General features: G+C 75.0%; 18 protein-coding genes. 12 read left to right on the top strand and 6 right to left on the bottom strand.

The window, feature by feature from the left end:
• Nucleotides 1-122 precede the first annotated feature (122 nt).
• The 6 genes from ACIPSC_RS13510 to ACIPSC_RS13535 all read left to right on the top strand — a co-directional run bounded on the left by ACIPSC_RS13510 (nt 123) and on the right by ACIPSC_RS13535 (nt 10,470).
• Nucleotides 123-449, top strand: coding sequence for a hypothetical protein (locus ACIPSC_RS13510; RefSeq protein WP_400825459.1), 327 nt, complete (start codon nt 123-125; stop codon nt 447-449).
• Complete coding sequence (locus ACIPSC_RS13515) at nt 446-841, top strand: GPW/gp25 family protein (RefSeq protein ID WP_400825460.1); 396 nt, start codon at nt 446-448, stop codon at nt 839-841. The genes ACIPSC_RS13510 and ACIPSC_RS13515 overlap by 4 nt, the downstream gene beginning before the upstream one ends.
• The gene (locus tag ACIPSC_RS13520; protein WP_400825462.1) at nt 838-3,507 is read left to right on the top strand and encodes a putative baseplate assembly protein; all 2,670 of its coding nucleotides are present in this window, start codon (nt 838-840) and stop codon (nt 3,505-3,507) included. The genes ACIPSC_RS13515 and ACIPSC_RS13520 overlap by 4 nt, the downstream gene beginning before the upstream one ends.
• Nucleotides 3,504-6,290 carry a putative baseplate assembly protein gene (locus ACIPSC_RS13525; protein WP_400825463.1) on the top strand — a complete coding sequence of 929 codons (2,787 nt, stop codon included), beginning with the start codon at nt 3,504-3,506 and terminating at the stop codon, nt 6,288-6,290. The genes ACIPSC_RS13520 and ACIPSC_RS13525 overlap by 4 nt, the downstream gene beginning before the upstream one ends.
• On the top strand, nt 6,287-9,037 hold the full coding sequence (locus ACIPSC_RS13530; RefSeq protein WP_400825465.1) for a hypothetical protein: 2,751 nt from the start codon (nt 6,287-6,289) through the stop codon (nt 9,035-9,037). Before ACIPSC_RS13525 ends, ACIPSC_RS13530 begins: the two co-directional genes overlap by 4 nt.
• 77 nt (nt 9,038-9,114) lie before the next feature.
• Nucleotides 9,115-10,470 carry a DUF6519 domain-containing protein gene (locus ACIPSC_RS13535; protein WP_400825466.1) on the top strand — a complete coding sequence of 452 codons (1,356 nt, stop codon included), beginning with the start codon at nt 9,115-9,117 and terminating at the stop codon, nt 10,468-10,470.
• Between the two features lie 81 nt (nt 10,471-10,551).
• Here the strand turns inward: ACIPSC_RS13535 and ACIPSC_RS13540 are convergent, their stop codons facing one another.
• Both ACIPSC_RS13540 and ACIPSC_RS13545 read right to left on the bottom strand, forming a co-directional pair.
• The gene (locus ACIPSC_RS13540; protein WP_400825467.1) at nt 10,552-13,560 is read right to left on the bottom strand and encodes a DUF4157 domain-containing protein; all 3,009 of its coding nucleotides are present in this window, start codon (nt 13,558-13,560) and stop codon (nt 10,552-10,554) included.
• A 190-nt stretch (nt 13,561-13,750) separates the two neighbouring features.
• On the bottom strand, nt 13,751-14,500 hold the full coding sequence (locus tag ACIPSC_RS13545) for a FadR/GntR family transcriptional regulator (RefSeq protein WP_400825469.1): 750 nt from the start codon (nt 14,498-14,500) through the stop codon (nt 13,751-13,753).
• 353 nt (nt 14,501-14,853) lie between these two features.
• Here ACIPSC_RS13545 and ACIPSC_RS13550 point away from each other — a divergent pair, with 353 nt between their 5' ends.
• The 6 genes from ACIPSC_RS13550 to katG all read left to right on the top strand — a co-directional run bounded on the left by ACIPSC_RS13550 (nt 14,854) and on the right by katG (nt 23,060).
• A complete protein-coding gene (locus ACIPSC_RS13550) occupies nt 14,854-16,317 on the top strand; it encodes an amino acid permease (RefSeq protein ID WP_400825536.1) in 1,464 nt (487 codons plus the stop codon).
• Nucleotides 16,314-17,672 carry a glutamine synthetase family protein gene (locus ACIPSC_RS13555; protein WP_400825471.1) on the top strand — a complete coding sequence of 453 codons (1,359 nt, stop codon included), beginning with the start codon at nt 16,314-16,316 and terminating at the stop codon, nt 17,670-17,672. The genes ACIPSC_RS13550 and ACIPSC_RS13555 overlap by 4 nt, the downstream gene beginning before the upstream one ends.
• A gap of 14 nt (nt 17,673-17,686) precedes the next feature.
• Complete coding sequence (locus ACIPSC_RS13560; RefSeq protein WP_400825472.1) at nt 17,687-18,439, top strand: gamma-glutamyl-gamma-aminobutyrate hydrolase family protein; 753 nt, start codon at nt 17,687-17,689, stop codon at nt 18,437-18,439.
• Nucleotides 18,436-19,809, top strand: coding sequence for an aldehyde dehydrogenase family protein (locus ACIPSC_RS13565; RefSeq protein WP_400825473.1), 1,374 nt, complete (start codon nt 18,436-18,438; stop codon nt 19,807-19,809). The genes ACIPSC_RS13560 and ACIPSC_RS13565 overlap by 4 nt, the downstream gene beginning before the upstream one ends.
• Before the next feature lie 5 nt (nt 19,810-19,814).
• Nucleotides 19,815-20,582, top strand: a complete 768-nt coding sequence (locus tag ACIPSC_RS13570) for a 3-oxoacyl-ACP reductase (RefSeq protein ID WP_400825475.1) — start codon at nt 19,815-19,817, stop codon at nt 20,580-20,582.
• A gap of 252 nt (nt 20,583-20,834) precedes the next feature.
• A complete protein-coding gene (gene katG / locus ACIPSC_RS13575; RefSeq protein WP_400825477.1) occupies nt 20,835-23,060 on the top strand; it encodes a catalase/peroxidase HPI in 2,226 nt (741 codons plus the stop codon).
• Between the two features lie 160 nt (nt 23,061-23,220).
• Here katG and ACIPSC_RS13580 read toward each other — a convergent pair whose 3' ends face one another.
• From ACIPSC_RS13580 to ACIPSC_RS13595, 4 genes are all read right to left on the bottom strand, one after another.
• Nucleotides 23,221-23,505 carry an antibiotic biosynthesis monooxygenase gene (locus ACIPSC_RS13580; protein WP_238862046.1) on the bottom strand — a complete coding sequence of 95 codons (285 nt, stop codon included), beginning with the start codon at nt 23,503-23,505 and terminating at the stop codon, nt 23,221-23,223.
• Nucleotides 23,502-25,079: a class I adenylate-forming enzyme family protein gene (locus ACIPSC_RS13585; protein ID WP_400825480.1), complete on the bottom strand. Its 1,578-nt coding sequence runs from the start codon at nt 25,077-25,079 to the stop codon at nt 23,502-23,504. Before ACIPSC_RS13585 ends, ACIPSC_RS13580 begins: the two co-directional genes overlap by 4 nt.
• The gene (locus tag ACIPSC_RS13590; RefSeq protein WP_400825482.1) at nt 25,063-26,022 is read right to left on the bottom strand and encodes an aromatase/cyclase; all 960 of its coding nucleotides are present in this window, start codon (nt 26,020-26,022) and stop codon (nt 25,063-25,065) included. Before ACIPSC_RS13590 ends, ACIPSC_RS13585 begins: the two co-directional genes overlap by 17 nt.
• A gap of 125 nt (nt 26,023-26,147) precedes the next feature.
• Nucleotides 26,148-26,909 carry an SDR family NAD(P)-dependent oxidoreductase gene (locus ACIPSC_RS13595; RefSeq protein ID WP_400825484.1) on the bottom strand — a complete coding sequence of 254 codons (762 nt, stop codon included), beginning with the start codon at nt 26,907-26,909 and terminating at the stop codon, nt 26,148-26,150.

Here is a 26,909-nt window from a genome sequence, read left to right on the forward strand (position 1 = left end):
GCGGCCGCACCGGCGCCGCCCCTGAGGCCACTGAGACCCCTGAGACGACCGAGAACCCCGAGACCAGCGACGCCGGCGAGACCAGCGAGAGCAGCGAGACCAGAGAAGTGGGGGACCAGCCGATGCCGGGACCGATCCTGCACCAGGGCGCCGTCGTCCAGTGCGCGCACGGCGGCCGCGCCGTGCCAGCCAGCACCTATCCGCGGGTGCTGGTGAACAACCTGCCCGTCTGCGTCCAGCAGGTGCAGCACCTGGTGGCGGGCTGCCCGCTGCCGCCGCCGCCCGCCGCCAACGGCCCCTGCGTGACCGCGGCCTGGACGACCGGGTCGCTGCGGGTGCTGGCCGGCGGGGTGATGCCGCTGGTGCTCCTCGACAGCCGGGCCACGGCCGCGCCGAGCGGCACGCCGCTGGTGGCCGTCTCGGCGCAGCAGCGGGTGGTGGCGGTATGAGCAGCCCGGTGGCCGGGCTCGGTCGGGTCGACCTCGCCTTCCCGTTCGGCTTCGACGCGCGGGGGCGCACCGCCGCGCCCGCCGGCTACCCGCAGCACGTCCGCGAGTTGCTGGAGCAGCTGCTGTTCACCTCGCCCGGCGAGCGGGTCAACCGGCCGGACTTCGGCTGCGGCCTGCTCCAGCTGCTCTTCAACCCCAACAGCCCCGAACTCGCCGCCACCGTCGAGTACACCGCCCGCGCGGCCGTCCAGCGCTGGCTCGGCGACGTGCTCGACCTCCTCGAACTGCGCGCCACCGCCCACGAGTCGGTGCTGACCGTGGACGTCCGGTACGTGGTCCGGCGCACCGGTCAGGAGACCGAGGCCCGCTTCGTCCGCGAGGTGCCCCGATGACAGCCGAACCCGACCTCCACCGCGCCACCGACCTCCACCGCGCCACCGACCTCCGCCGCGCCACCGATCTGCACTGTGCCACCGACCACCGCCGGGAGCTGCTGGTCCGCCGGGGCCTCAACGGGATCGACGCCGTCGAGGTGGCCGATCCCGACCCCGCGGACGGCACGGTCGCCCTCTGCGTCAGCCTGCTCGGGCCGGTCCCGGACGGACTGACGACCGATCACCTGAGGATCGACGCGGTCCCCGGCGCCCGCCGTCTCCACGTGCTCGCCGTACGGGCGAGGCCGCCGCACGACGAGGACGAGGACGGCTGCCTGGAGGTCACCCTCGACCGGGCCGGCGACGGCACCACCTACCACCTCGCCCTGGTGGAACCCGGCCCGCACGGCCACCCGGGCCGGCGGCCGTTGCACGGTTTCGACGTCCGCCGCCACCGGGCGCCGTTCGGCTTCTGCGCCGGCCGCGCCGCCGACACCGACTGCCCGCCCGGTCCGGACTGCCCGCCGGCTCCGCCGCCCGCCCCCGCGCTCGACTACCTCGCCAAGGACTACGCCTCGTTCCGGCGGCTGATCCTCGACCGGCTCGGCCTACTGGTGCCGGGCTGGACCGAGCGCCACCTGCCCGACCTCGGCGTCACCCTGGCCGAACTGCTCGCCCACACCGCCGACCTGCTGAGCTACCACCAGGACGCGGTGGCCACCGAGGCCTACCTCGGGACCGCCCGCCGCCGGATCTCGGTGCGCCGTCACGCCCGGCTGGTCGACTACCTGCTGCACGAGGGCTGCAACGCCCGCGCCTTCGTCCACGTCCGGGTCGAGGCCGAGCCGCACCCGCCGTGGCGGGCCGGTGACGTCGCCCTGTTCACCGCCTTCGACGGCGCACCGCCGCCCGGCCACCCGCTGCGCTGGGAGGAGCTGCCGCCGCAGGCCCTCGACGGCACGCACGGCTTCGAACCGCTCACCGACGACCCGGACCGCCCGCTGCGGCTCTTCCCCGCCCACAACGAGATCCGCATCCACGACTGGGGCGACGGAGAGTGCTGCCTGCCGGCCGGCTCGACCGCGGTCACCCTCGTCGACGCCCCGCCGGGCCCGCACCGGCTGCGCCTGCGACCGGGCGACCTGCTCCTGCTGGAGGAGGTGCGCGGCCCGCGCACCGGCCTCCCGGCGGACGCCGACCCGACGCACCGGCACGTCGTCCGCCTCACCTGGACGGAGCCCGGGTACGACGAGGTCTGCCGCACCCACGTGCTGGACGTCGGCTGGGGCGATCCGGACGCCCTGCCCTTCCCGCTCTGCGTCTCCACCCTCGGCCCGGCCCCGGACTGCCGCCCGCTCACCGGGGTGAGCACGGCCCGCGGGAACGTCGTGCCGGTCGACCACGGCACCCGGGTCGAGGAGCCGCTCGGCCCGGTGCCGGGTGCCGAGGAGGCGCCGCGCTGCGCGGGCGAGTGCCGCCCGGCCGAACAGGCGCCCGCCGCAGGCCGGTTCCGCCCCCGGTTGGCCCGGCCCGACGTCACCCACGCCGAGCCGCTTCCCGAGCTCCCCGGCCCCGGCCCGGGCACCAGTCCCAGTCCCAGTCCCGGCTCCGGCGGCTGCGCCTGCCCGCCGTCCGCCGCCGACCTGCTCCGCCGCGACCCGCGCGCCGCCGCCCCCGCCGTCCGGCTGACCGAGACCGTCGGCGGAGCGGTCTGGCTGCCCGCCCAGGACCTGCTGGCCGCCGGGCCCGAGGACCGGCTCTTCGTCGCCGAGACCGACGACGAGCGGGTCACCCGGCTCCGGTTCGGCGACGGCCGCACCGGGCGACGGCCGGACCCGGGGGCCTCGTTCACCGCCCGCTACCGCATCGGTGCGGGCCCGGCCGGGAACGTCGGGGCCGAGGCCATCACCCACCTGGCGCTGCGGCGCGGTGTCGGCGGGCACGACCTCGTGGTCCGCCCGCGCAACCCGCTGCCGGCGGTCGGCGGAACCGCGCCCGAGACGCCCGCCGCAGCGCGGCCGGCCGTCCCGCAGGCCTTCCGGGCCTTCCGCGAACGGGCCGTCGTCCCCGAGGACTACGCCGAGCTGGCCCGCCGGGCCGGCGGCGACCGCCTGCAAGGCGCCGCGGCCGACCTGGTCTGGACCGGCAGCTGGTACGAGGCCGACGTCGCGCTCGACCCGCGGCTCGGCGCCGCCGTCGCCCGCTGCGGCTGCGCGCCGGCCGGGGGCGGCGGGGACGAGGAGTGCACCCGGGCGCGGATCACCGCTGCTCTGGAGCGCGCCCGCCGACTCGGCCACGACCTGCGGGTCACCCCCGCCACCGGGGTGCCGGTGGAGCTCGAACTCACCGTCTGTGTCGAGCCGTTCCACGTCCGGGCACAGGTCGCCCAGGCGCTGCGGGAGGAGTTCTCGGCCGGGGTGCTGCCGGACGGGCGGCTCGGCTGGTTCCATCCGGACCGGTGGACGTTCGGCGAGGGCGTGTACGTCGGCCGGGCGCTCGCCGCGGCCCAGGCGGTGCCCGGGGTCGCCGCCGCCGAGATCACCGTGCTGCGGCGCCAGGGCGAACCGGACCGGGGCGCGCTCGACCGCGGCGTGCTCCCGATCGGCCCGCGCGAGATCGCGGTACTGGACACCACCCGGCCGCACGGCGGCCGGTTCACCGTCGTCGCAGGAGGCGGCCGATGACCGAACGGACCTGCGGCTGCTGCGAACGCACCGGCGGCCCGCCCCCCGGCCCGGTGGCCAACCCGCCCGGGCTGCCCGCCCTGCGCCTTCGCGTGGGAACCCACCCGACCTTCCTGGCCGCGATGCTCGACCGGCTCGCCACCGCCGACCTGCCGGGCCTCGCCGGCCTGACCACCCGTGCGGCCGACGACCCGGCCGTCGCGCTCTGCGACGCCTGGGCCGCCGTCGCCGATGTGCTGACCTTCTACCAGGAGCTGCGCGGCAACGAGGGCTACCTGCGCACCGCGCGCGAGGACCGCTCGGTGCACGAGCTCACCCGGCTGATCGGCTACCGCCCCCGCCCGGGCGTCGCGGCCGGTACCCACCTGGCGTTCACGCTGGAGGCCGGGCACCGGGAGCTGATCCCGGCCGGAACCAAGGTGCAGAGCCTGCCCGGCCCCGGCGAACTGCCCCAGGCGTACGAGACGAGCGCACCGCTGCCGGCGCTCGCCGCCGCCAACCGGCTGCAGATCCGCACCACCAGGCCACAGGTGATCACCGTGCGGCGGGCCGATGACGTGCCGGAGCTCTGGCTCGACGGCATCGCCACCCGGTTGAAGGCCAACGACCTGCTGGTCCTGCGGATCGCGACCGCCGCGGGCGCGGTGTACAAGCCGCGGCGGGTCGGTGCCGTGGAGGAGGACCAGGAGCACAGGCGCACCCGGGTCGTGCTGGCCGGCGGCGCTGTGTCGGAGCCACCGGTGCCGGATCCGCTCAGCGGTCTGGGCGACCTGGTCGGGCGGCTGGTGAACGCCTCTCAGGAGGAGGTGCCCCTCGGAGTCACGGCGACGGCGACGGTGCGCGACGACAAGCTGCGGCTCGCCGAACTCCTCCACCCCGAGCTCGCCGGATCTCTGCACACCGCGTGGGCCGGAACCACCGTCAGCGCACCACCGGCCACACAGGTTTACGCCCTGCGCGTGACCGCCCCGCTGTTCGGGCACAACGCCCCCCTCAAGCCGGGATTCCAGAACGAGCGGCCTACGCCCATGGAGGAGTGGACAGACTGGGACGTCGAGGAGACGTCGACGGTCATCCACCTCGACAACGCCTACCGGGAGATCCGCTCCGGCACCGTCGCCGTGGTGGAGGTGGCGCCGTCGAGCCGGTCGGACGGGCACCAGGACCGCCGCGGCCGCCTGGAAACGGCGGACACCGAGCAGTTCACCGTGGTCGGCGACGAAGCGCCCTTCACCGTCGACTCGGTGTCCCGGGCGGAGTACGGACTGTCGACCCGGACCACCCGGATCACCCTCGGAGGGAAGGACAGGTGGCCGGTACCGGGCACGATGAAGCAGCTGCGGGCGGTCACCGTCCACGCCGCCCCCGAGCTGCTCCCGCTGGCCGAACTCCCGATCACCGAACCGGTGCGCGGCAGCATGGTGGAGCTCGCCGGGCTGGTTGAGAGCCTGGAGCCCGGACGCCTGCTGGTGGTCTCCGGCGAACGCGCCGACCTGCTCGGCGTCACCGGCGTCGCCGCCGCCGAACTCGTCAAGGTTTCCGCGGTGAGCCATGGCCCGGCCCCGAACGACGACCCCGCCGCCCCGATCGGCAGCCCCGCGCCCGGCGAGCGCAACCACACCTTCCTGCTGCTGGAGCGCCCACTCGCGCACCGCTACCGGCGTGACACCGTGGTCGTCCACGGCAACGTCGTGCACGCCACCCACGGCGAGACCCGCGCCGAGGTGCTCGGCAGCGGTGACGCCTCCGTCGCCGGTCAGCGCTTCGCCCTGCGCAGCGGCCCGCTCACCCACGTCTCCGCCCCAACCCCGACCGGTACCGCGAGCACCCTGGAGGTGACCGTCGACGCCGTCCGCTGGCCGGAGCGGCCCCGATTCCTCGGCCTCGGTCCGGACGACCGCGGGTACGTCACCGAGACCGACGAACGCGACGCCACCACCGTGGTCTTCCCGGACGGGACGGCCGGCCGACGCCCGCCGACCGGCACCGAGAACATCCGCGCCCGCTACCGCACCGGCATCGGCGCCGCCGGCAACACCGCGGCCGGCCGGATCACCCTGCTCGCCACCAAACCGCTCGGCGTCCGGGACGTCGTCAACCCGGTGCCCGCCACCGGCGGCACCGACTCGGAACGGCCGGACCAGGCCCGGGTCAACGCCCTGCTCCCGCTGAAGACCTTCGACCGGCTGGTCTCGCTGACCGACTACGCCGACTTCGCTCGGGCCTTCGCCGGCGTCGGCAAGGCTGCCGCCGACCGGCTCTCCGACGGACGGGGCGGGCTCGTCGTGGTCACCGTCACCGGCGCCGACGGCGCCGTCCTGGACCGGGACTCCGACGTGGTCGCCGACCTGCGCACCGCGCTGCGCCGTTACGGCGACCCGTCGGTCCGGATCCAGGTGCTGCCCGCCGAGCGGCTGGTGCTGGGGGTGAGAGCGTCGGTGGGGCTGCTGCCCGACCACGAGTGGAGCACCGTCGAACCGCGGCTGCGGGCGGCCCTGCTGGACGCCTTCGACCCGACCCGCCGTGAGCTTGCCCAACAGCTCACGGGCTCTGAAGTGGTGGCCGTGCTGCAGGCCGTCCCTGGCGTGCGGTTCAGCCGGTTCCTGAGGCTACGCGCCGTCGGGGCCCACGGCTCGACCGGTGCCCTGGGCGGTCCACCCGGCCCCTGGCTCCCGGCCCTCGGCGCCCGCCGCGGCGAGGGCTACGACCTGTTGCCTGCCCAGCACCTGTGCGCCGCCGCCGAGCTGCCCGAACTCCTCGACCTCAAGGAGGACGCCGCATGACGCCGCGAATCCCGCACACCGCCGCCGACCGCCTGTTCGACCTGCTGCCGCTGGTGCACCGGATGCGCGACGAGGCGGCCGGCCACCCGCTGCGCGACCTGCTGCGGGTGATCGCCGAGCAGATGCAGGTGATCGAGGAGGACATCGCCCGGCAGTACGAGAACTGGTTCGTGGAGACCGCCGAGGACTGGGTGGTGCCCTACCTCGCCGACCTGGTCGGCTGGACGCCCGTCCCGGACGCCGGCTGGACGGCCGCCGGGCTCACCGGCCGCGATCTGGCCCGGCGTTCGGCCCTGGCACCGCGCCAGGACATCGCCAACACGCTGCGCCACCGGCGCCGCAAGGGCACCCGGGCGCTGCTGGAGGACCTCGCCCTGGACGTCGCCGGGTTGCCCGGCCACGCCGTCGAGGCCTACCGGCTGCTCGCCCGGCACCAGCAGCTCAACCACCCGCAGCCCGACCGCGGCCGGACCGCAGACCTGCGCGCGGGCACGCTGCTCGACCGCCTCGGCGGGCCGTTCGACGCCCTGGCGCACACCGTGGACGTCCGGCGGCCGGGCTCGCACCGCACCACCGGGCTGCACAACATCCCCGGAGTGGGCCTCTACGTCTCGCGGCTGCGCGCCTACCCGGTGACGCACAGCCAGGCCGGGCAGGTCGAGCGGGTCGGGCGGTGGGCGTTCACCTTCGACCCCGCAGGGTTCCCGCTCCAGCTGTTCGGCCGCGGCGCGGGTCCGGGCACCGGCACAGGTGCGGGTACAGGAACGGGCCCAGGCGCGGGAACGGGCGCGCCGGGAGCCGGACCGGACGGTGACCGCAGGCGTCACCCGCTGGAGCCGGCCGACCTGCCCGCCCCGATCGACCGGCGCGCCCTCGGGCGGCTGGGCCGGGCCGACCCGCGGTACTACGGCGAGGGCCGGTCCCTGGTGATCCACGCGCCGGACTGGCCGCGGCGCGGCGAGGGCAGCCCGGTGCCGGCCGACCGGGTGATCCCGGCGGACCTCGGCGACTGGGACGCCTACCGCCCGCTGCCCGGCACCGTCGCCGTCGACCCGGTGCTCGGCCGGATGCTCTTCCCCCGGCGCAACCCGCCGCGCCACGTCCGGGTCGGCTACCACTACGGCCGGGCCGCCGACCTCGGCGGCGGGGAGTACTTGCGGCCGCTGCCGGAGCCGCCCGAGGCCGACACCTACCGGGTCCGGGCAGCCGACCTCGCCGACCCGGCCGCCCTGCTGGCGGCGGTCCGGGCGGGCGACCGGCCGGAGGCGGAGCTGATCCGGCGCCACTGGTCGGGCGGGGACACCCCCGAGGTGCTCACCGAGGCGCTCACCGAGGCGCTCAACGCCGCGCTCGCCGACGAGGAACTGTTCACCCTGGCCCACCCGGACCGGCCGGCGCCCGCCGGAGGCCCGCTGCTGGTGGCCAACCGCGGGCACCTGGAGGAGCTCTGGCCGGCGCTGATCCGGCCCGCCCGCTGGTACCGGGGCGTCGCCACGGCGGCGGAGTTCCAGGCCGCCCTGCACGACTGGAAGCGGGACCGGCCGAGATTCGCGGTCGTCGAGATCACCCGGTCCGAGGTGCTCGGCGTGACCGCGGAGCTGTCCCTCGGGCGGCACCAGCACCTGCTGATCCGCGCCGCCCGGCGCACCCGGCCGGTGCTCTGGCTGGCCGACCGGCACGCCGACGGGCCGGACTCGCTGGCGGTCCGACTGGCCCCGGGTAGCCGGTTCACCCTGGACGGGCTGCTGGTCGGCGGCCGGTCGGTCCACGTCGCCGGCCGCCGACCGGAGCACCACGGCCACGGGAACCCCAACGGCCCCGGCCACCACGACCACAACGGCCACAACGGCCACAACGACCACGGCCACGGCGACCACAACGACCACGGCCATGGTGACCACAACGGCCACGGCCATGGTGATCGCGACGGCCGGGGCGACGGTCCCGGCAGTCCCCGCACCTCCTGCGGGGACTGCGGCTGCGGCTGCGCCGGCGAGTGCTGCCCGCCCACCCGGGTGGTGATCCGGCACTGCACGCTCGTCCCCGGCTGGGCCCCCGGCGTGCCGTGCGACGACGACCGGCCCGCCCCGCCCTCGCTGGAGCTGTCCGCCCTGCCCGGCGCCGAGGTCGAGATCAGCCACTCCGTCCTCGGACCGGTGCAGGTCGAAGCCGCCCCCGGCCCCGACCGCGGCGAACCGCTCCGGCTGACCGTGGCCGACTCCGTCCTCGACGCCACCCACCGGGACCAGGAGGCCGTCGGCGCCGGCGGCCCCGCCCCGGCCCGCGCGGTGCTGGACATCGCCCGGACGACCGTCCTGGGCACCGTCCAGGTCCAGGCGGTCGAGCGCGGCGAGAACACCGTCTTCACCGGTCGGGTCAAGGCCGCCCGGCGCTCCCGCGGCTGCCTGCGCTTCTGCTGGGTGCCGACCGGCTCCCGGACACCCCGGCGCTTCCACTGCCAGCCGGACACCGCGCTCGCCGCCCTCGGCGACGCACCGGCACCCGACCTCGTGGCCGCGACCGAGCGCCGACTGCGCCCGCGCTTCACCTCCGTCCGCTACCCCGACGCCGGCTATGCCCAGCTCGCCGCCGACTGCGCCGAGGAGATCCGCGCCGGCGCCGACGACGGCTCCGAACTCGGCGTCCACCACGACCTCTTCCTGCCCCAGCGACTGGCCGCGCTGCGCACCCGGCTGGCCGAGTACGTCCCGGCCGGCCTGGACGCCGCCGTCCTCCTCGCCGACTGACCGCACGGGTCCGCGCGGGCCTCCGCGCGCGGCCCGCCCACCGCCCCACCGACGCCCCTTGTGAAGTGAGGACCCGAATGCACGCCGACGTCGAGCGGTTCAGCTTCGACCCGCGCCGGCACTTCCTGCGCGTGATCCAGCAGCAGGGCCGGGTGACGCTGCCGGCCGACGGCAACGAGCAGGTCGCCATCCTGCTGCACCACCTCCAGGCCCTCGCCGAGGACCTGATCGGCCCGCACGGCACCGCCTCGCCCGACGGGACGGCCCGCGGCTCCGCCTTCCTGATCGGCACGGTCGGCGAGGCGGCCGGTGCGTTGCGGATCGGCCGGGGCCGCTACTGGGTCCGCGGCCGGGCCTGCGAGAACGAGACCGATCTGCTCTACACGGCCCAGCCGGACCTCCCGGACCTCGGCGCGCCGCCGGACGGCGACCACCTGGCCTACCTCGACGTCTGGGAGCGGCACCTCTCCGCCGCCGAGGACGACTCCATCCGCGAGGTCGCCCTCGGCGGCCCCGACACCTGCAGCCGCACCCGGCTGGTCTGGCAGGTCCGGCTGACCCGGACGCCTCCGCCGGGCCGGAAGCTGGATGCGGCCGACATCGCCGCGCACTGGCCCGAGTGGGAGGCCTTCCTCCAGCCACCCGACCGGGGCGGGCTCACCGTCCGGGCCGACCGCGGCGCCGGCCCGGTGGAGCCCTGCGCGGCCGATCCGGCGGCCGGCTACCTCGGGCCCGAGAACCAGCTCTACCGCGTCCAGATCCACCGCGGCACCGGCGACGCCGGCCCGCCGACCTTCACCTGGTCCCGTGACAACGGCTCGATCACCCACCCGCTGCTGAACGCCGCGGGCACCACCGCCGTCCTGCGCGACCCGCCGCGCGACAAGCGCACCGCGCCCGGCGTCGGCACCCTGGTGGAGGTCGTCGACGACCACACCACCCTGCACGGCCTCCCGGGTCACCTGGCCCGGGTGGTGGACGTCGACGACGAGGGCGAGGACTACGTCGTCCACCTCGACACCGCGCTCGACGAGCCCCTCGGCGCCGACCGCCACCCGCTGCTGCGCCTCTGGGACCACCCCGAGACGCCCGGCGGACCGGACATCCCGCGCCCGGCCAACGACGGAGCTCTGCCCATCCCCTTGTCGGGCACCGGCTGGCTGACCCTGGAGGACGGCATCCGGATCCGGTTCCGCCCGCCGACCGAGCCGAACGTCCGCTACCGCACCGGCGACTACTGGACGTTCCCCGCCCGGACGGCGATCGGCGACGTCCTCTGGCCCCGGGATGCGGACGGCGAACCCGCCGAGGCCGCCCCGCACGGCACCGACCACGTCTACGCCCCGCTCGCCCTCGTCCGCGTCACCGCCGGCCAGGTCGCCAAGGTGGACGACCTCCGCCTCGCCTTCAAACCGACCCGCGTCGCCCCCTGACCCCCCGGTGCGCCGCCACCTCACAACCGCTGCCACCCACCCCCACCGCCCGAGCGGGACCGCCGGGCGGTGGGGGTACGGCTACCTGCCCAGGAAGGATCCGAACCTCGCCTCGATCGCGGCCCGGGCGAGCCTGTCGGCGTCACGGAGGGCCTCGGCGATCGCCGGCGGCAGCGGGCGGCCGTCGGCGGCGCGGCGGGCGATCCACTCGTTGACCGTCCAGTCGCTCTTCGAGAGGTTCGCCTGCTTGCTCATCGGGAGGTAGTTCTCCGGCACGTCCAGCAGCATCGCGTCCTGCTGGAGAGGGGAGAGCCGGGCGAAGCGCGGGTCCCGGGCGATCTCCGCTCGCGGCATCAGATGATCGACCTCCCAACCCCCGTTGATGGGTTGACCGGTGGTGACGTCGACAGGTGCACCGTTCACCGGCCGGAGCGGCGTCGGGAGCGTCTCCGCATTGCGGAGTGCGGGCGCCCGCCCGGCCCGGCCCGGTGCCGCGGCCGCCACCCGATCGGCCACGCTTCGCCGCAAGCCCTGGACTTCGGCGGCCAAATCCCGCTCCACCGAGCCGAGTTCGGCCGTGAGTCGACGATACTCGGCGCCGGCCGGGCTTCCCGTCGAGGGCACCACGCCGGCCTTGCGCCCGGCGCGCACCTGCTCGGGGGTGAACCCCTGCGGCGGGTTGAGCTCGGCGGTGATCTCCCGGGTGAGTCGGGCTCTGGCGGTCTCCAGGCGAACGATTTTGGTCTGCGCCTGGGCGGCTGCCGTGGCCTCGGCACGCGCGGTCGCCTCGCCGGCCGTCAGCCGGGCGAGTCGGTTCTCCGCCCGTCGCAGGGCGTCCTGCGCCTGTCGGACCGTCGGCCCACCGGGCCGTCGTCCGGCCTGTGCGGCCCGGAACTCGCCGGTGGCCGTGGCCACCTCCGCGCGGGCCAGCGCGGTCTCCCGCGCGGCGGCGGTGAGTGCCTGCTGCGTCTCGGCCACTCGGACACCGGCGGCCGTGGTCTTCGGTGTGACGGGGGCCGGAGCGGGCGGCAGGGCGGGCGCGCCTGCGGTGGGCGCGGCGGAGGGTCTGACGGTCGGACCCGGTTCGGTCGGCGGCGCGGGTCTGCCTCCCGGTGCGGAAGGCCCGGTGTGCGGGGGCAGCGCGGGCGGGCGGTCGGCGGCGGCTCCCGGCACGCCGGGAGCCGCCGGCTTCGTACCCCCGGCCTCCGCGCCCGCGACGGTGCCCGGCGGGCGAAGCGGTCGCCAGGCCCGCGACGCCGGGTCGTAGACCAGTTCGATCGCTGTGGAGGGTGGTGGGGCCGGTGGCGGGGTGCGCAGCCCCGCCACCGGCTCCAGCACCACCTGCCCCTCCGGGGTGATGGCCACGATCCGCAGGTCCTCCCCGTACGAGGTGGTGACGGTCGAGCCGATCAACTTCTCGTTGCCCAGTCGTACGGCCCGGGCACCCGCGGCAGCTCCGAGCACGATGCCGAGCGGGATCGCGAGCGCCCACTCCGTTCCGGAGGGCATGCCCCGCTGCCAGATCGCGCGGCCGGCGGGGCTTGCGAAGTGGCTCTGGAGCGCGGTGGTCAGGACGGCCTGGGCGCCCAGGGTGGCTGCCGCGGCGGTGCCGCCGGCCACCCCGCCCGAGAGCAGCCCGGCTCCCACCGTCCGCGGGGCCAACCCGGCCACGCGGGTCGCGGCTGCGCCGAGCCTGCTGGTCGCGGCCCCGGCGCCGCGGGTGATGGCCGCCGTCAGGACCGCGCGCCAGGCGGCGCTCCAGAGGATGCTCTCGCCCTCGTTCCAGGAGATGTCGCCCTGGGTGTAGGCCTTGGAGACGGCGGTCGCCGCGTCGTGGTACCCGAAGGAGAGCAGCTGCTCGCCGGCGTCGACCAGGGCGATGCCGCCGGCCCCGACGAAGGCGGCGACACCCCTGAGGTAGTACCAGCCGCCACGGTCCCAGTCCGCCAGGGCCGTGCCGGCCAGCGAGGTGCCCAGGGCCTCGTTCCGCATGCCGAGGCTCTGGCCGGCCGGATTGGCGGTGTGCCACTGCTCGGCCTGCGCGGCCACGGGCGTGAGCCGGTCCACCAGCCGCTGCACCCGGGCGGCTGCTGCCTGCGCCGCAGGTGTCGTCGCGCCCCCCTGGGCGGCGAACTGCCGGATGAAGTCCCGGTCCCCCTGCGCCCTCCTGAGGACGCCGCGGACGGTGTTCAGTGCATGGTCACGCGGGTGGACGGGAGCGTCCGCGATGATGTGGAGCGCCAGCGGTTCGAGCTGGACGAGCTCCGACTCGACTGCGGCCAGCGTCTCGTAGGCCAGGGGAGGGGTGGGCTGCACCTCGTCCGCAGCGGAGCGCCGCGCGCCGGCGAGTGCGGTGAAGCGCTGGAGCAGCCAGGTGTGCTCCCGGCCGAGCTCCTCCCGGTACGCCTCGGAGATGACGAACGTCGAGGCCTCCCGCTCGTTCTCGGTGATGCGGGCGGTGACCTGCGGCAGCAGCAGGACCGCGATCTCCGCCTTCGACAGGGGAGAGGCCTGGAGACCGACCGATGCGGGCGGCCCGGTGCGTACGGCGCGGCCGTGCACCGGCCCGCCGCTCACCGCGGCCAGGGCGGCGGCGTCGGCTGCGGCTTCGTGTGCGGGGGAGACGGGCCCGGCCGCTGCGGCGGCGCTCTGCTGGACGGCGTGAGCCAGCTCGTGGGCGAGCAGCCCGCGGCCCGCCCAGGAGTCGGGGCGGTAGTGGCCGTCGTTGAAGACGATGTCCCGGCCGACGGTGAGTGCCCGGGCGAGGTGGCGTGTGGCCAGCCGGTGTGCGGCGGCGTTGTCGTGCACCCGCACGTCGTCCAGCGGGACGCCGAACCGGGTCTCCTCCTCGCTGCGCACGGCGGCGGGCAGCGGCGTCCCGCCCCCGAGCAGGGCGCGCACTCCGCAGGTGGGCGCGTGCGTCGGGACCAGCGTCAGGTCACCGCCGAGCCCGGCGCCGAGGCGGGCCGCGGTTTCCAGGGCGGCGGCCCGGAAGTCGGCGTGCCGCTCGGCCGGCACGGGTGACGGGCCGGTGGCCGCCCGGACCGGTCGTGCAGGGACGTGGACGTGGGTGGCGTTCGGAGCGGTCACGGTCCCTCCAGGAACAGCGGTGGGTGCCCGCGAGGCTATCCGGGCGACGTCACCGTGGCGTCACCACTTGGTCACCTGCGGCACCGGGCACGCCGCGGTGAGCCGGGCACGCCGCGGGAGCCGGGGCTGCTGCTCCCGGCCTGCTCGCCGTCCCCGGGCGCCCGGCGGGCCGACGCGGCCGGGGAGCGTCCTACGCCAGGAAGCCCCGGAGGAGGGCGGCCGTGGCGGCGAGGTGTTCGTCGGTGGCGCGGCGGGCGGCCTCGCCGTCGCCGGCGAGGATCGCCCGGGCCATCGCGCGGTGCTGCTCGGCGGCGTGCTCGATGTTCCGCTCCAGCATCGGGATCGCGTTGAGCAGGTCGTTCAGGCGCATCCGGGCCTCGGCGATGCCGGCGGCCAGCGTGGGGGAGCCGGTGAGCTCGGCGATGGCGAGGTGGAAGCGCGAGTCCAGCTGCCGGTACTGCTCCGCCGGGGCGTCCTCCAGGTCGGTCAGGCGGCTCTCCAGGTAGGCCTGCTGCTCGGGCGAGAAGGCCCGCCGCGCGGCGGCCTCGGCGGCGCCGGTCTCCAGCACCTGCCGGTAGGTCAGCGCGTCCTCCAGCTCGCTGCCGAGGTCGCGGGCGGCCCGCCGCAGCTCGGCGACGTCCGGCGCGGGCATCCGATAGGTGACGAAGGTGCCGCCGTAGCGGCCGCGGCGGGACTCCACGCACTCGGCCTGCTGGAGGGTGCGCAGCGCCTCGCGCAGGGTCTCGCGGCTGACGCCCAGCCGGGCGGCGAGCTCGCGCTCGGCCGGCAGCCGGTCGCCGAAGTCGAAGACACCGAGCTTGATCGCCTGGAGCAGCCGCTCGACGGTCTCCTCGAAGGCGTTGCCGGTCCGCACCGGGCGGAAGATCGCCCCGGCCTGCCAGTCCAGGCGCGCCCGTGCGCGTGCTTCGTCGACGTCCACGCCGGAATCGTACCCACGGGCGACGCGGGCGGACCGGCCCCGTCCGTTCTCCGCCCAGCTCTTGACGCGGGCCGAGCGCGGGGTGAACGATGCTGCCCACCACCCCAATGGTCTGGTTCCAGTCCATTGCAGAGCCGTCCGATCGTCGATCCCCGCCGGGAGCGGCGCGCCACACCGTCGTGGCCGCGCGCCCCCTCCGGCACACCACACCTCAACCCCCAGGGGTGCCCATGACTGACGCACGCTCACCCGACCACCCTGCCCCGTCGGTGTTTCCGGCGAACACCGCGACCGTTTCCGCCGACGAACAACGGCTCCGCGAACTGGGCTACACCCAGGAGCTGGCCCGCTCGATGTCGGGCTTCTCCAACTTCGCCGTCTCCTTCTCCATCGTCTCGATCCTCTCCGGCTGCCTCACCCTGTACGGGACGGGGATGAACAACGGCGGCCCCGCGATGATCATCTGGGGCTGGCCGGTGGTCGGCCTGCTCACGCTCTGCGTGGGGCTGGCCATGGCCGAGATCTGCTCCAGCTACCCCACCGCCGGCGGGCTCTACTACTGGTCCGCCAAGCTGGCCCGCAGCCGCGGACCGGCCTGGAGCTGGTTCACCGGCTGGTTCAACTTCCTGGGACAGGTCGCCGTCACCGCCGGCGTCGACTACGGGGCGGCGTTCTTCACCAACGCCTTCCTCTCGCTCCAGTTCGGCTTCGAGGCGACCCCCGCGCACACCGTGGAGATCTTCGCCGCCATCCTGCTGATCCACGGCCTGCTCAACACCCGGGGCGTGAAGCTCGTCGCCCTCCTCAACAACGTCTCCGTCTGGTGGCACCTGGTCGGCGTCGCGGTCATCGTCGGAGCGCTCGCCCTGCTCCCGGACCGGCACGCCTCCGCCTCCTTCGTGTTCACCGAGTTCGTCGACAACACCGGCTTCCACAACCAGCTCTACGTGGCCATGCTCGGCCTGCTGCTCGCCCAGTACACCCTCACCGGCTACGACGCCTCCGCGCACATGACCGAGGAGACCCACGACGCCGCCCGCTCCGGCCCGCGCGGCATCGTCAACGCCATCACCGTCTCCCTGGGGGCCGGCTGGATCCTGCTGCTCGGCCTCACCTTCGCGATCCGCGACTACGACGGAGCCCTCGCCAGCGACACCGGCGTCGCCCCCGCCCAGATCTTCATCGACGCCATCGGCACCGGCGGCGCGGAGTTCCTGCTGCTGATCGTGATCGGCGCCCAGTTCTTCTGCGGGATGGCCTCCGTCACCGCCAACTCCCGCATGATCTACGCCTTCTCCCGTGACGGCGCGCTGCCCGGCTCCGCCCTCTGGCACCGCATCGACCCGCGCACCCAGACCCCGACCAACGCGGTCTGGCTGGCCACCGGCGGCGCCCTGCTGCTCGGCCTGCCCGCGCTCTGGAACACCACCGCCTACACCGCCGTCACCTCGATCTCCGTGATCGGCCTGTACATCTCCTACGTCATCCCGGTCTACCTCCGGCTTCGGCAGGGCGACGACTTCCCGCGCGGCCCCTGGCACCTGGGCCGCTGGAGCCGCCCGATCGGCGTGATCGCCGTCGGCTGGACCGCGTTCATCAGCATCGTGTTCATGCTCCCCACGGTCAGCCCGATCACCGCCGAGTCCTTCAACTACACCCCCGTCGCCGTCCTGGCGGTGGTCGGCTTCGCCGGCCTCTGGTGGCTGGCCTCGGCCCGGCACTGGTTCACCGGCCCGATCCTCGCCGCCCCCGCCCCCGCCGCCGACGCGGCACCGGACGGACCCACCGCACCGGACCCCGAGATGGAGACCCGTTGAACAGCGCCCGGCTCACCCTCGACGAGCTGCGCACCCGCGTGGCCGACGGCTCCGTCGACACCGTCGTCCTGGCCATGACCGACATGCAGGGCCGCCTCCAGGGCAAGCGCGTCGCCGCCGAGTACTTCCTCACCGACGTCGTCCCCAACGCCGCCGAGGGCTGCGGCTACCTGCTCGCCGTCGACGTCGACATGAACACCGTCGACGGCTACGAGGTCTCCTCCTGGGAGAGCGGCTACGGCGACCTGGTGCTCCGCCCCGACCTCGACACCCTGCGCGCGGTGCCCTGGCACCCCGCCACCGCGATGGTCCAGTGCGACGTCGCCCACCACGACGGCCGCCCGGTCGCCGTCTCCCCGCGCCAGATCCTGCGGCGCCAGCTGGAGCGCCTCGCCGCCCGGGGCTGGCACGCCTACGCCGCCACCGAGCTGGAGTTCATCGTCTTCCGGGACAGCTACGAGCAGGCCTGGGACAAGGACTACAGCCGGCTCACCCCGGCCAACCAGTACAACGTCGACTACTCCATCCTCGGCACCGGCCGGATCGAACCGCTGCTGCGCCGGCTGCGCAACGGCATGGCCGGCGCCGGCCTCACCGTCGAGTCCGCCAAGGGCGAGTGCAACCTCGGCCAGCACGAGATCGCCTTCAAGTACGCCGACGCCCTCACCACCTGCGACGACCACTCCGTCTACAAGACCGGCGCCAAGGAGATCGCCGCCCAGGAGGGCTGCAGCCTCACCTTCATGGCGAAGTACGACGAGCGCGAGGGCAACTCCTGCCACGTCCACCTCAGCCTGCGCGACGCCGAGGGCGCACCGGTCTTCGCCGGTGACCGGCCGCACGGCTTCTCCCGCACCATGGAGCACTTCCTGGCCGGCCAGCTCGCCTGTCTGGCCGACTTCGCCCTGCTGCTGGCCCCCACCGTCAACTCCTACAAGCGCTACGTGTCGGGCAGCTTCGCGCCCACCGCCATCGCCTGGGGCCGCGACAACCGCACCTGCGCCCTGCGGGTGGTCGGCCACGGTCCCTCGCTGCGCTTCGAGAACCGCGTCCCCGGCGGCGACGTCAACCCGTACCTCGCGATCGCCGCCCTGATCGCGGCCGGCCTGCACGGCGTCGAGCAGCAGCTCGAACTCGAACCGGAGTTCACCGGCAACGCCTACGCCTCCGACGCACCCCGGGTGCCCGCCACGCTGCGCGACGCGGTCGAGGCCTTCGAACGCAGCGCCGCCGCGACCGAGGCCTTCGGCAAGGACGTGGTCCGCCACTACGCCCACGCCGGACGCACCGAACTCGCGGCCTACGACCGGGCGGTGACCGACTGGGAGCGTCGCCGCGGATTCGAGCGGCTCTGAGGAAGGCTCCACCCATGACCCGCGAACCGCACCCGACCCGCGAACCGCACCCGACCGGTGAACCGCACCGCCGCCCCCTGATCGGCATCACCAGCTACCAGGACGAGGCCGCCTGGTCCGTCTGGCACCAGCGCGCCTCCCTGCTCCCGCAGACCTACGTCGACGCCGTCGTCCGGGCCGGCGGCACCCCCGTCCTGCTGCCGCCCCAGCCCGGCGGCGCGGAGCACCTGGCCGAGGCGCTGGACGGGCTCGTCCTGGCCGGAGGCCCGGACGTCGACCCGGCCCGCTACGGCGCGGCCGCCGATCCGCGCACCGGCCCGCCCCACCCGGCCCGCGACGATTGGGAGAACCGGCTGCTGGAGGCCGCGCTCGCCCGTGACCTGCCCCTGCTCGGCGTCTGCCGCGGCATGCAGCTGCTCAACGTCGCCCTCGGCGGCACCCTGCTCCAGCACCTGCCGGAGCGGAGCCACCAGATCGTCCCGGCCGGCTTCGTCCGCCACCCGGTCGCGGTCGAGGACGGCAGCCGGCTCGCCGGCGTCCTCGGCACCGCCGCCGCCGTCTCCTGCTACCACCACCAGGCCGTCGACCGGATCGGCCGCGGACTCCAGGTGACCGCCCGGAGTGCCGATGGAACCGTCGAGGCGCTCGAACTGCCCGGCCACCGCTTCGTGCTGGGCGTCCAGTGGCACCCCGAGACCGACCCCGACGACGACCGCCTGTTCCACGCGTTCCTGACCGCCAGCCAGCCCAGGGAGACCACCCGATGACCGAACCGGACCTCTACGAGGTCGTCAACCCCGCCACCGAGGAGGTGATCACCACCGTCGAGCTGGCCGGAACCGCCGAGACGGACGCCGCCGTCGCCCGCGCCCGCGCCGCCTTCGACACCTGGCGCCGGGTCGCCCCCGCCGACCGGGCCCGGCTGCTGCGCGCCTTCGCCGCCGCCGTCGACGCCGACCGCGAGCACCTCGCCGCCCTGGAGGTCGCCAACGCCGGCCACACCATCGGCAACGCCCGCTGGGAGGCCGGCAACGCCCGCGACGTCATCGAGTACTACGCCGCCGCCCCCGAGCGGCTCTTCGGCCGCCAGATCCCGGTGGCCGGCGGCCTCGACGTCACCTTCCAGGAACCGCTCGGCGTGGTCGGCGTCATCGTGCCGTGGAACTTCCCCATGCCGATCGCCGCCTGGGCCCTCGCCCCCGCCCTCGCCGCCGGCAACACCGTGATCGTCAAGCCGGCCGAGCTCACCCCGCTCACCGCGCTGCGCCTCGGTGAACTCGCGCTGCAGGCGGGCATCCCGGAGGGCGTGCTGCAGATCCTGCCCGGACGCGGCACGGTGGTCGGACAGCGCTTCGTCACCCACCCGGACGTGGCCAAGGTGGTGTTCACCGGCTCCACCCGGGTGGGCAAGGAGATCATGGCCGGCTGCGCCGCTCGGGTGAAGCCGGTCACCCTCGAACTCGGCGGCAAGAGCGCCAACATCGTCTTCGCCGACGCCGACCTCGCCAAGGCCGCCGCCACCGCCCCCTACGCCGTCTTCGACAACGCCGGCCAGGACTGCTGCGCCCGCTCCCGGATCCTGATCGAGGCCTCCGTCCACGACGAGTTCATGGCGCTGCTGGAGCCCGCCGTCCGCGGGGTGCGGGTCGGCGACCCGGCCGACGAGAAGACCGAGATGGGCCCGCTGATCTCCGCCGCCCACCGGGCCAGGGTCGCCTCCTACGTCCCCGACGCCGCGGCCGTCGCCTTCCGCGGCACCGCCCCGGACGGGCCGGGCTTCTGGTTCCCGCCGACCGTGCTGGCCCCGGTGCGCCACGACGACCCGGCCTTCACCGAGGAGATCTTCGGCCCGGTGGTCGCCGTCGTCCCGTTCCGCGACGAGGAGGACGCCGTGCGCATCGCCAACGCGACCGACTACGGCCTCTCCGGCTCGATCTGGACCCGCGACGTGGGCCGCGCCCTGCGGGTCTCCCGCGCCGTCGAGGCCGGCAACCTCTCCGTCAACTCGCACTCCTCGGTGCGCTACACCACCCCGTTCGGGGGCTTCAAGCAGTCCGGCCTCGGCCGCGAGCTCGGCCCGGACGCCCTCGACGCCTTCACCCAGACCAAGAACGTCTTCATCTCCACGGAGGAGTGATCAGCATGACTCAGCGACTCGACGGCCGGGTGGCCGTCATCACCGGCGCGGGCAGCGGCATCGGCCTGGCCACCGCCCGCCGGTTCGCCCAGGAGGGCGCCAAGGTGGTCTGCGCCGACCTCGACCCGGAGAACGGCGCCAAGGCCGCCAACGAGGTGGGCGGCCTCTTCGTGGAGGTCGACGTCACCGACGAGCGGGCGGTGGAGGCCCTCTTCCAGAAGGCCGTCGACACCTACGGCCGGGTGGACATCGCCTTCAACAACGCCGGCATCTCCCCGCCCGACGACGACTCCATCCTCACCACCGGCCTGGAGGCCTGGAAGCGCGTCCAGGAGGTCAACCTGACCTCGGTCTACCTCTGCTGCAAGTACGCGATCCCGCACATGCAGCGCCAGGGCAAGGGCTCGATCATCAACACCGCGTCCTTCGTGGCCGTGATGGGCGCCGCCACCTCGCAGATCTCCTACAGCGCCTCCAAGGGCGGCGTGCTGGCGATGTCGCGCGAGCTGGGCGTGCAGTTCGCCCGCGAGGGCATCCGGGTCAACGCGCTCTGCCCCGGCCCGGTGAACACCCCGCTGCTCCAGGAGCTGTTCGCCAAGGACCCGGAGCGGGCCGCCCGCCGCCTGGTGCACATCCCGCTCGGCCGGTTCGCCGAGCCGGAGGAGATCGCCGCCGCGGTGGCCTTCCTCGCCTCCGACGACTCCTCCTTCATGACCGCCAACACCTTCCTGGTGGACGGCGGCATCTCCGGCGCGTACGTCACCCCGCAGTAGCCGGGAGCCGGTGCAGCGGCCGGGCGGACCCTCGGGACCGCCCGGCCGCTGCCGTGCGCGGCGGCGCGGTGGGGATCCCCGCGAACCCGTCGGGCGGGAGCACGGCATCCGGCGTGTTGCGGAGGGTCGCAGCGCTAGCCTGGGGACGGAAACACCCCCAGCACGGCAGGGGACGGCCGGGGCCCGGCGCCCCGGAGGTTCCACCGCTCGCGTTCTAGAACACCGTGATCCGCCTGGTACGGAAGGATTCCCATGTCTGAGAACCACGATGCAAAGGTCGTAGCGGCGGAGGAGGCCGGCGGCTGCCCGGTCGCGCACGGGCGCGCCCCGCACCCGACCCAGGGCGGTGGGAACACCCAGTGGTGGCCGGAGCGGCTCAATCTGAAGATCCTCGCCAAGAATCCCGCCGTGGCCAATCCGCTCGGAGAGTCGTTCGACTACGCCGAGGCGTTCCGCGGCCTCGACCTGCCGACCGTGAAGCGGGACATCGAGGAGGCGCTGACCACCTCCCACGACTGGTGGCCGGCCGACTACGGCCACTACGGCCCGTTCGTCATCCGCATGGCGTGGCACAGCGCCGGCACCTACCGGATCAGCGACGGCCGCGGCGGCGCCGGGGCCGGCCAGCAGCGCTTCGCCCCGATCGACAGCTGGCCGGACAACGCCAACCTCGACAAGGCCCGCCGGCTGCTCTGGCCGGTGAAGAAGAAGTACGGCCGCAGCCTCTCCTGGGCCGACCTGATGATCCTGGCCGGCAACGTCGCCCTGGAGTCGATGGGCTTCCGGACCTTCGGCTTCGGCGGCGGCCGGGCGGACACCTGGGAGCCGGAGGAGGACGTCTACTGGGGCCCGGAGACCACCTGGCTGGGCGACGAGCGCTACACCGGCGACCGCGAGCTGGAGAACCCGCTGGGCGCGGTCCAGATGGGCCTGATCTACGTCAACCCGGAGGGTCCGAACGGCACCCCGGACCCGCTGGCCGCGGCCCGCGACATCCGCGAGACCTTTCGCCGGATGGCGATGAACGACGAGGAGACCGTCGCCCTGATCGCCGGCGGCCACACCTTCGGCAAGACCCACGGGGCGGGGCCGGCGGAGAACGTCGGCGCCGAGCCGGCGGCCGCGCCGCTGGAGCAGCAGGGCCTCGGCTGGAAGAGCGCCTTCCGCACCGGCAAGGGCGGCGACGCGATCACCAGCGGCCTGGAGGGCGCCTGGACGCCCACCCCGGTGACCTGGGACAACAGCTTCTTCGAGACGCTGTTCGGCTACGAGTGGGAGCTGACGAAGAGCCCCGCCGGTGCGTACCAGTGGAAGCCGAAGGACGGCGCCGGCGCCGGCACCGTGCCCGACGCCCACGACCCGGCCGCCGCCCACGCCCCGACGATGCTCACGACCGACCTCTCGCTCCGCCTGGACCCGGTCTACGAGCCGATCTCGCGGCGCTTCCTGGAGAACCCCGAGGAGCTGGCGGACGCCTTCGCCCGGGCCTGGTTCAAGCTCACCCACCGCGACATGGGCCCGGTCGTGCGTTACCTCGGCCCCGAGGTCCCGACCGAGCAGCTGCTCTGGCAGGACCCGCTGCCGCCGGTGACCCACCCGCTGGTCGACGCCGCGGACGTCACCGCGCTCAAGGCCCGGGTGCTCGACTCCGGCCTGGCGGTCTCCGACCTGGTCTCCGCCGCCTGGGCCGCGGCCTCCTCGTTCCGCGGCAGCGACAAGCGCGGCGGTGCCAACGGCGGGCGGATCCGCCTGCAGCCGCAGAGCGGCTGGGAGGTCAACGACCCCGACCGGCTGGCGGGCGTGCTGCGCACCCTGGAGGGCGTCCGGACGGCCTTCAACGCGGAGCAGACCGGCGGCAAGCAGATCTCCTTCGCCGACCTGCTCGTCCTTGCGGGCTGCGCGGCGGTCGAGCAGGCGGCGCGCGGCGCCGGCTTCGCCGTCCAGGTCCCGTTCGCGCCGGGCCGGGCGGACGCCTCCCAGGAGCAGACCGACGTGGAGTCCTTCGCCGCGCTGGATCCGGGCTCCGACGGGTTCCGCAACTACCTGGCGAAGGGCAGCCGGCTGCCGGCCGAGTTCCTGCTGATCGACCGGGCCAACCTGCTGACCCTGAGCGCCCCGGAGATGACCGTCCTGGTCGGCGGCCTGCGCGTGCTGGGCGCCAACCACCAGCAGTCGTCGGTCGGCGTGCTGACCGAGACCCCCGGGGCCCTGACCAACGACTTCTTCGCCAACCTGCTCGACCTGGGCACCACCTGGACGCCGACCTCCGAGGACGCCACCGCGTTCGAGGGCCGCGACGCCGCCACCGGCGAGCTGAAGTGGACCGGCAGCCGGGTCGACCTGGTCTTCGGCTCCAACTCGGAGCTGCGGGCCGTCGCCGAGGTCTACGCGAGCGACGATGCGAAGGAGAAGTTCGTGACGGACTTCGTCGCGGCCTGGGACAAGGTGATGAACCTCGACCGGTTCGACCTCCGCTGAGGCGGTGAGCCGCTGACCGGCCGACCCGGCCGTCGGGCCGGCCCCACCCGGGCCGGCCCGGTCGCGCGGGGCCCGGACCGCCTGCCGCACGTCCGACTGCCGCGCCCCCGGAGGAGATCCGGGGGCGCGGCAGTCGGCGTTGCGGCGGGGCCGGGGAGGGTCAGTCCTCCTCGACGGTCTCGAACGCGTCGGGCTCGGGAGTGGCGAGCCCGCCGAGGTCGCGGACCTTCTCGCGGAACGCGTCGGCGCTCATCGCCGCCCGGTGGGACTCCGCGTCGGTCCAGCGCGCCGTCTCGACGAACACCTCCGGCCGGCGGAGCGAGCGGTAGAGGGTGTGGCTGAGGAAGCCGGGCTGGGCGCTCATGTGCTCGGTGATGCCGGTGAGGACCTTGCGGAAGGCCTCGACGTCGCCGTGCACGGTGAGCCGGTTGATGACGGTGATCATGTCCTGTCTCCAGTGGGTCGGTCCGGGCGGGCCGCTCCGGCGGCCCGGCGCAGGTTGCGGCGGAGGATCTTGCCGTTCGGCGAGCGGGGGATGCGGTCGACCGCGTCCAGGTACCGGATGTGCTGGTAGTAGGGCAGCCGGTCGTTGACGAAGGCGGCCAGCTCGTCGAGCGAGGGGCCGCTGCCGACGTCCGGGGTGAGCACGACGAAGGCGTGCGCCACCGCTCCGGTCACCGGCTCCGGGTGGTCCACGACGGCGCAGTCCAGGACGGCGGGGTGGCGGATCAGCACCTCCTCGATCTCGGTCGGGGAGACCAGCCAGTTCTCGTGCTTGAAGACGTCCTTGAGCCGGTCGACCAGGAACAGGTGCCCGTCCTTCGCCTGGTAGCCGATGTCCCCGGTGGAGAACCAGCCGTCGGCGTCGGTCGCCGGGCCGTCGGCGTGCAGGTAGCCGGCCATCAGCTGGGGGCCGCGGACCTGGACCTCGCCGCGCTCCCCGGCGGGCAGCGGCGCCCGGGTCTCCACGTCCACCACCCGGCAGTCGGTCCCCGGGACGGGGCGGCCGACCGAGCCCGGGCGTGGATCGCCCGGCCGCTCGCAGTGGGTGAGCGGCGAGGTCTCGGCGAGCCCGTAGCCCTGCACCACCGGGATGCCGAACTGCTCGCCGAGCACCCGGGCCTGGGCCGGCAGCAGCGCCGACCCGCCGGACAGCACCGCCCGGACGGTGTCCAGCCGGAGCTCGCCCAGGCCCGGGTCGGCGGCCAGGGCCGCCAGCCGGACCGGCAGGCTGTAGAGGTGGGTGGCCCGGTTCCGGTTGGCCGCCGCGACGGCCGCGGTGGGCGCCGAGTCGGGGCAGAGCACCTGCGTCGCCGCCGCGTGGACGGCCGAGTTGAGGTGCATCGGGTGGAACAGCGGCAGGTGGTTGACGGTGACGCTGTTGCCGTCCAGGCCGTGCACGGCGGCGATCTGCGCCGCGTTGGTGACCAGGTTGCGGTGCGTCAGCCGGACGGCCTTCGGATCGCCGGTGGTGCCGCTGGTGAACTGGATGCACGCCACCGCGTCCAGGTCGGGCGCCGGGCCGCGCTCGCCCGGCGGCAGCAGCCCGGTCGGCAGCCGCTCGGCGGTGATCACCCCGCCCAGCTTCGGCAGCCGCGGCCGCAGCCGCTCCAGCCGCTCGGCGACCTGCGGCGGGGCGACCACCGCGGCCACCTCCGCGGTGCCCAGGGCGTGCACCATCGCGTCGTCGCCCATCAGCGGGTTGACGACGGCGACGGTGTGGCCGGCCCGGACGGCGCCGTAGTACGCGACCACGAACGGCACGTCGAGGGCGGCCACCACGCCCACCACCGCGCCGGTCCCGCCGACCGCGGCGGTGAGGGCGCCGGCCGCGGTGTCCACCTCGGCGTCGAGGTCGGCGTAGGTGGTGTCGCCGAGCGGGGTGCGCAGGGCGACCCGGTCGGGGGCCACGGCGGCGGCCCGGCGCAGCAGGCCGTCGAGCGGGAGCTCGGCCGTCAGGCCGGCGGCGAGCCCGGTGTCGGTGGGGGAGGCGGGGTCGGTGTCAGTCACGGGCTGCACGGAGGCGCTCCTCGGCGAACTGCTGCGCGTAGCGCAGGGTCTGCAGGCTGTTGGTGCTGAGCACCCGGCGCAGGTAGGCGCGGGCGTCGGCGACCGTGGTGCCCTCGCCGAGCAGGTGGAGGGCGGAGGGCTTGATGGTGGCGGTGTGCCGGGCCCGGGCGATGACGCCCTCGGGGGTCTCCTCGAAGACCCAGTGGCCGGTGTGGCCGTCCAGCAGGGCGGGGAGGTTGATCTGCTTGTAGATGATCTTGTTGATCTCGGGCAGGCAGACCCGGACCGACCGGGTGGTGTGCTCGCTCCCGTCCGGGGTGTGGGTGTGCATGTCGAAGAACTGCACGCCCGGGACCTCCTCGGTCATGTCGAGCTTGGTGACGTGCGGGACGCGCTCGGGCCACTTGTCCGCGGCGTAGAGGAACTCGTAGACGTCCTCCAGCCGGCCGCCGATGAACAGCGGGTCCTCGAAGGAGATGACCCGGGGCTCCAGGTCGCCCCACTGCTCGGCGCTCTCGCGCAGCGACTCCAGCTGGGCGGGGGCGCGCTCCTCGTGCTCGGCGGTGATGCGGGCGGCCGCCCCGGGGTCGTCGCCGGCGGTGGTGAAGGTGTGGACGAGCTCCGCCTTGGTCGCGCCCTCGCCGTGCGGGGTGAACGTCCAGGTGGCGGTGGCCGACGCGAGCGGGGCCGGCGGGGCCACCTGCTCCAGGGTGATCCGCAGGCCGGCGCGGTCGAGCCGGCGGCGGGCGTCCCAGGAGTGCACGCCGGTGCCGCCGGTCAGCGCCCAGCGGCGGACCAGCTGGGTGCCGTCGGCGTCCTCCTCGACGATCTCGCCGTGCACGGCGGGGCCGAAGTGCTGCACCCAGGCGGCGAGGTCCGCCGTCAGGTCGAAGCAGAGCTCGGCCGGTGCCTGGACGATCGCGTTGTGCCGGACGGTGTGCGTGGTCGACATGCTGGTTCCTCTCTCAACGGGGGAGCTCGACGGGGAGCTCGGCGGGCCGGAGCCCAGGGCTGACGGAGCGCCGGAGGCGCTTCGGGGCGAAGGAAGTGACGGAGGGTTGGTGAGGCGGCGCCGGGTCAGCGGCCGCCGGAGACGTCGACGACGGCGCCGGTGATGTTGCCGTTCGCCTCCGAGCAGAGGAAGGCGACGGTGCGGGCCACGTCCTCGGGCGCGCTGAGCCGCCCGGTCGGGGTGCGCAGCCGCTCCCGCTCGCGGACCTCGGCCGGCAGGTCGGTGAGGACGCCGTCGGTCCGGGTCAGGCCGGGGCTGACCACGTTGACCAGGACGCCGTCCGGCCCGGCGTCCCAGGCGAGGCTGCGGGCGAAGCCGTGCAGGGCGGCCTTGCCCGCGGCGTAGAACTCCTGGCCGGGCGCGCCGTCCCGGGCGAGGTGGGAGGAGACCAGCGCCACCCGGCCCCAGCCGCGGGCCCGCATCCCGGGGAGCACCAGCTGCACGGTGCGCAGCGTCTGCTCCAGGTTGTCCCGCAGCAGCGGCTGCCACTCCGCGGCCGGCACCTCCTCGGTGCGGCTGCCGGGCGGCCGCCGCCGGCCGCGCCGCAGCGCGTTGGCCACCAGGACGTCGACGCCGCCCCACTGCCGCTCCACCTCGGCGAACGCCGCGGCGACGGAGTCCGGGTCGCCCAGGTCGTACGGCACGGCGAGGGCCCGGCCGGCTGCGGCGCCGAGCTCCTCGGCGAGAGCCCGGGCCCTCGCCTCGCCGGTGCGGTAGGTGACCGCCACCCGGGCGCCCTCGGCGGCGAACGCCCGGGCGGTGTGCCGGCCGATGCCGGCGGAGGCGCCGGTGACCAGCACCGTCCGGCCGGTGAGCCCGAGGTCCAC

Origin of the sequence: Kitasatospora sp. NPDC090091 (assembly GCF_044747365.1) — a bacterium.
Lineage (GTDB): Bacteria > Actinomycetota > Actinomycetes > Streptomycetales > Streptomycetaceae > Kitasatospora.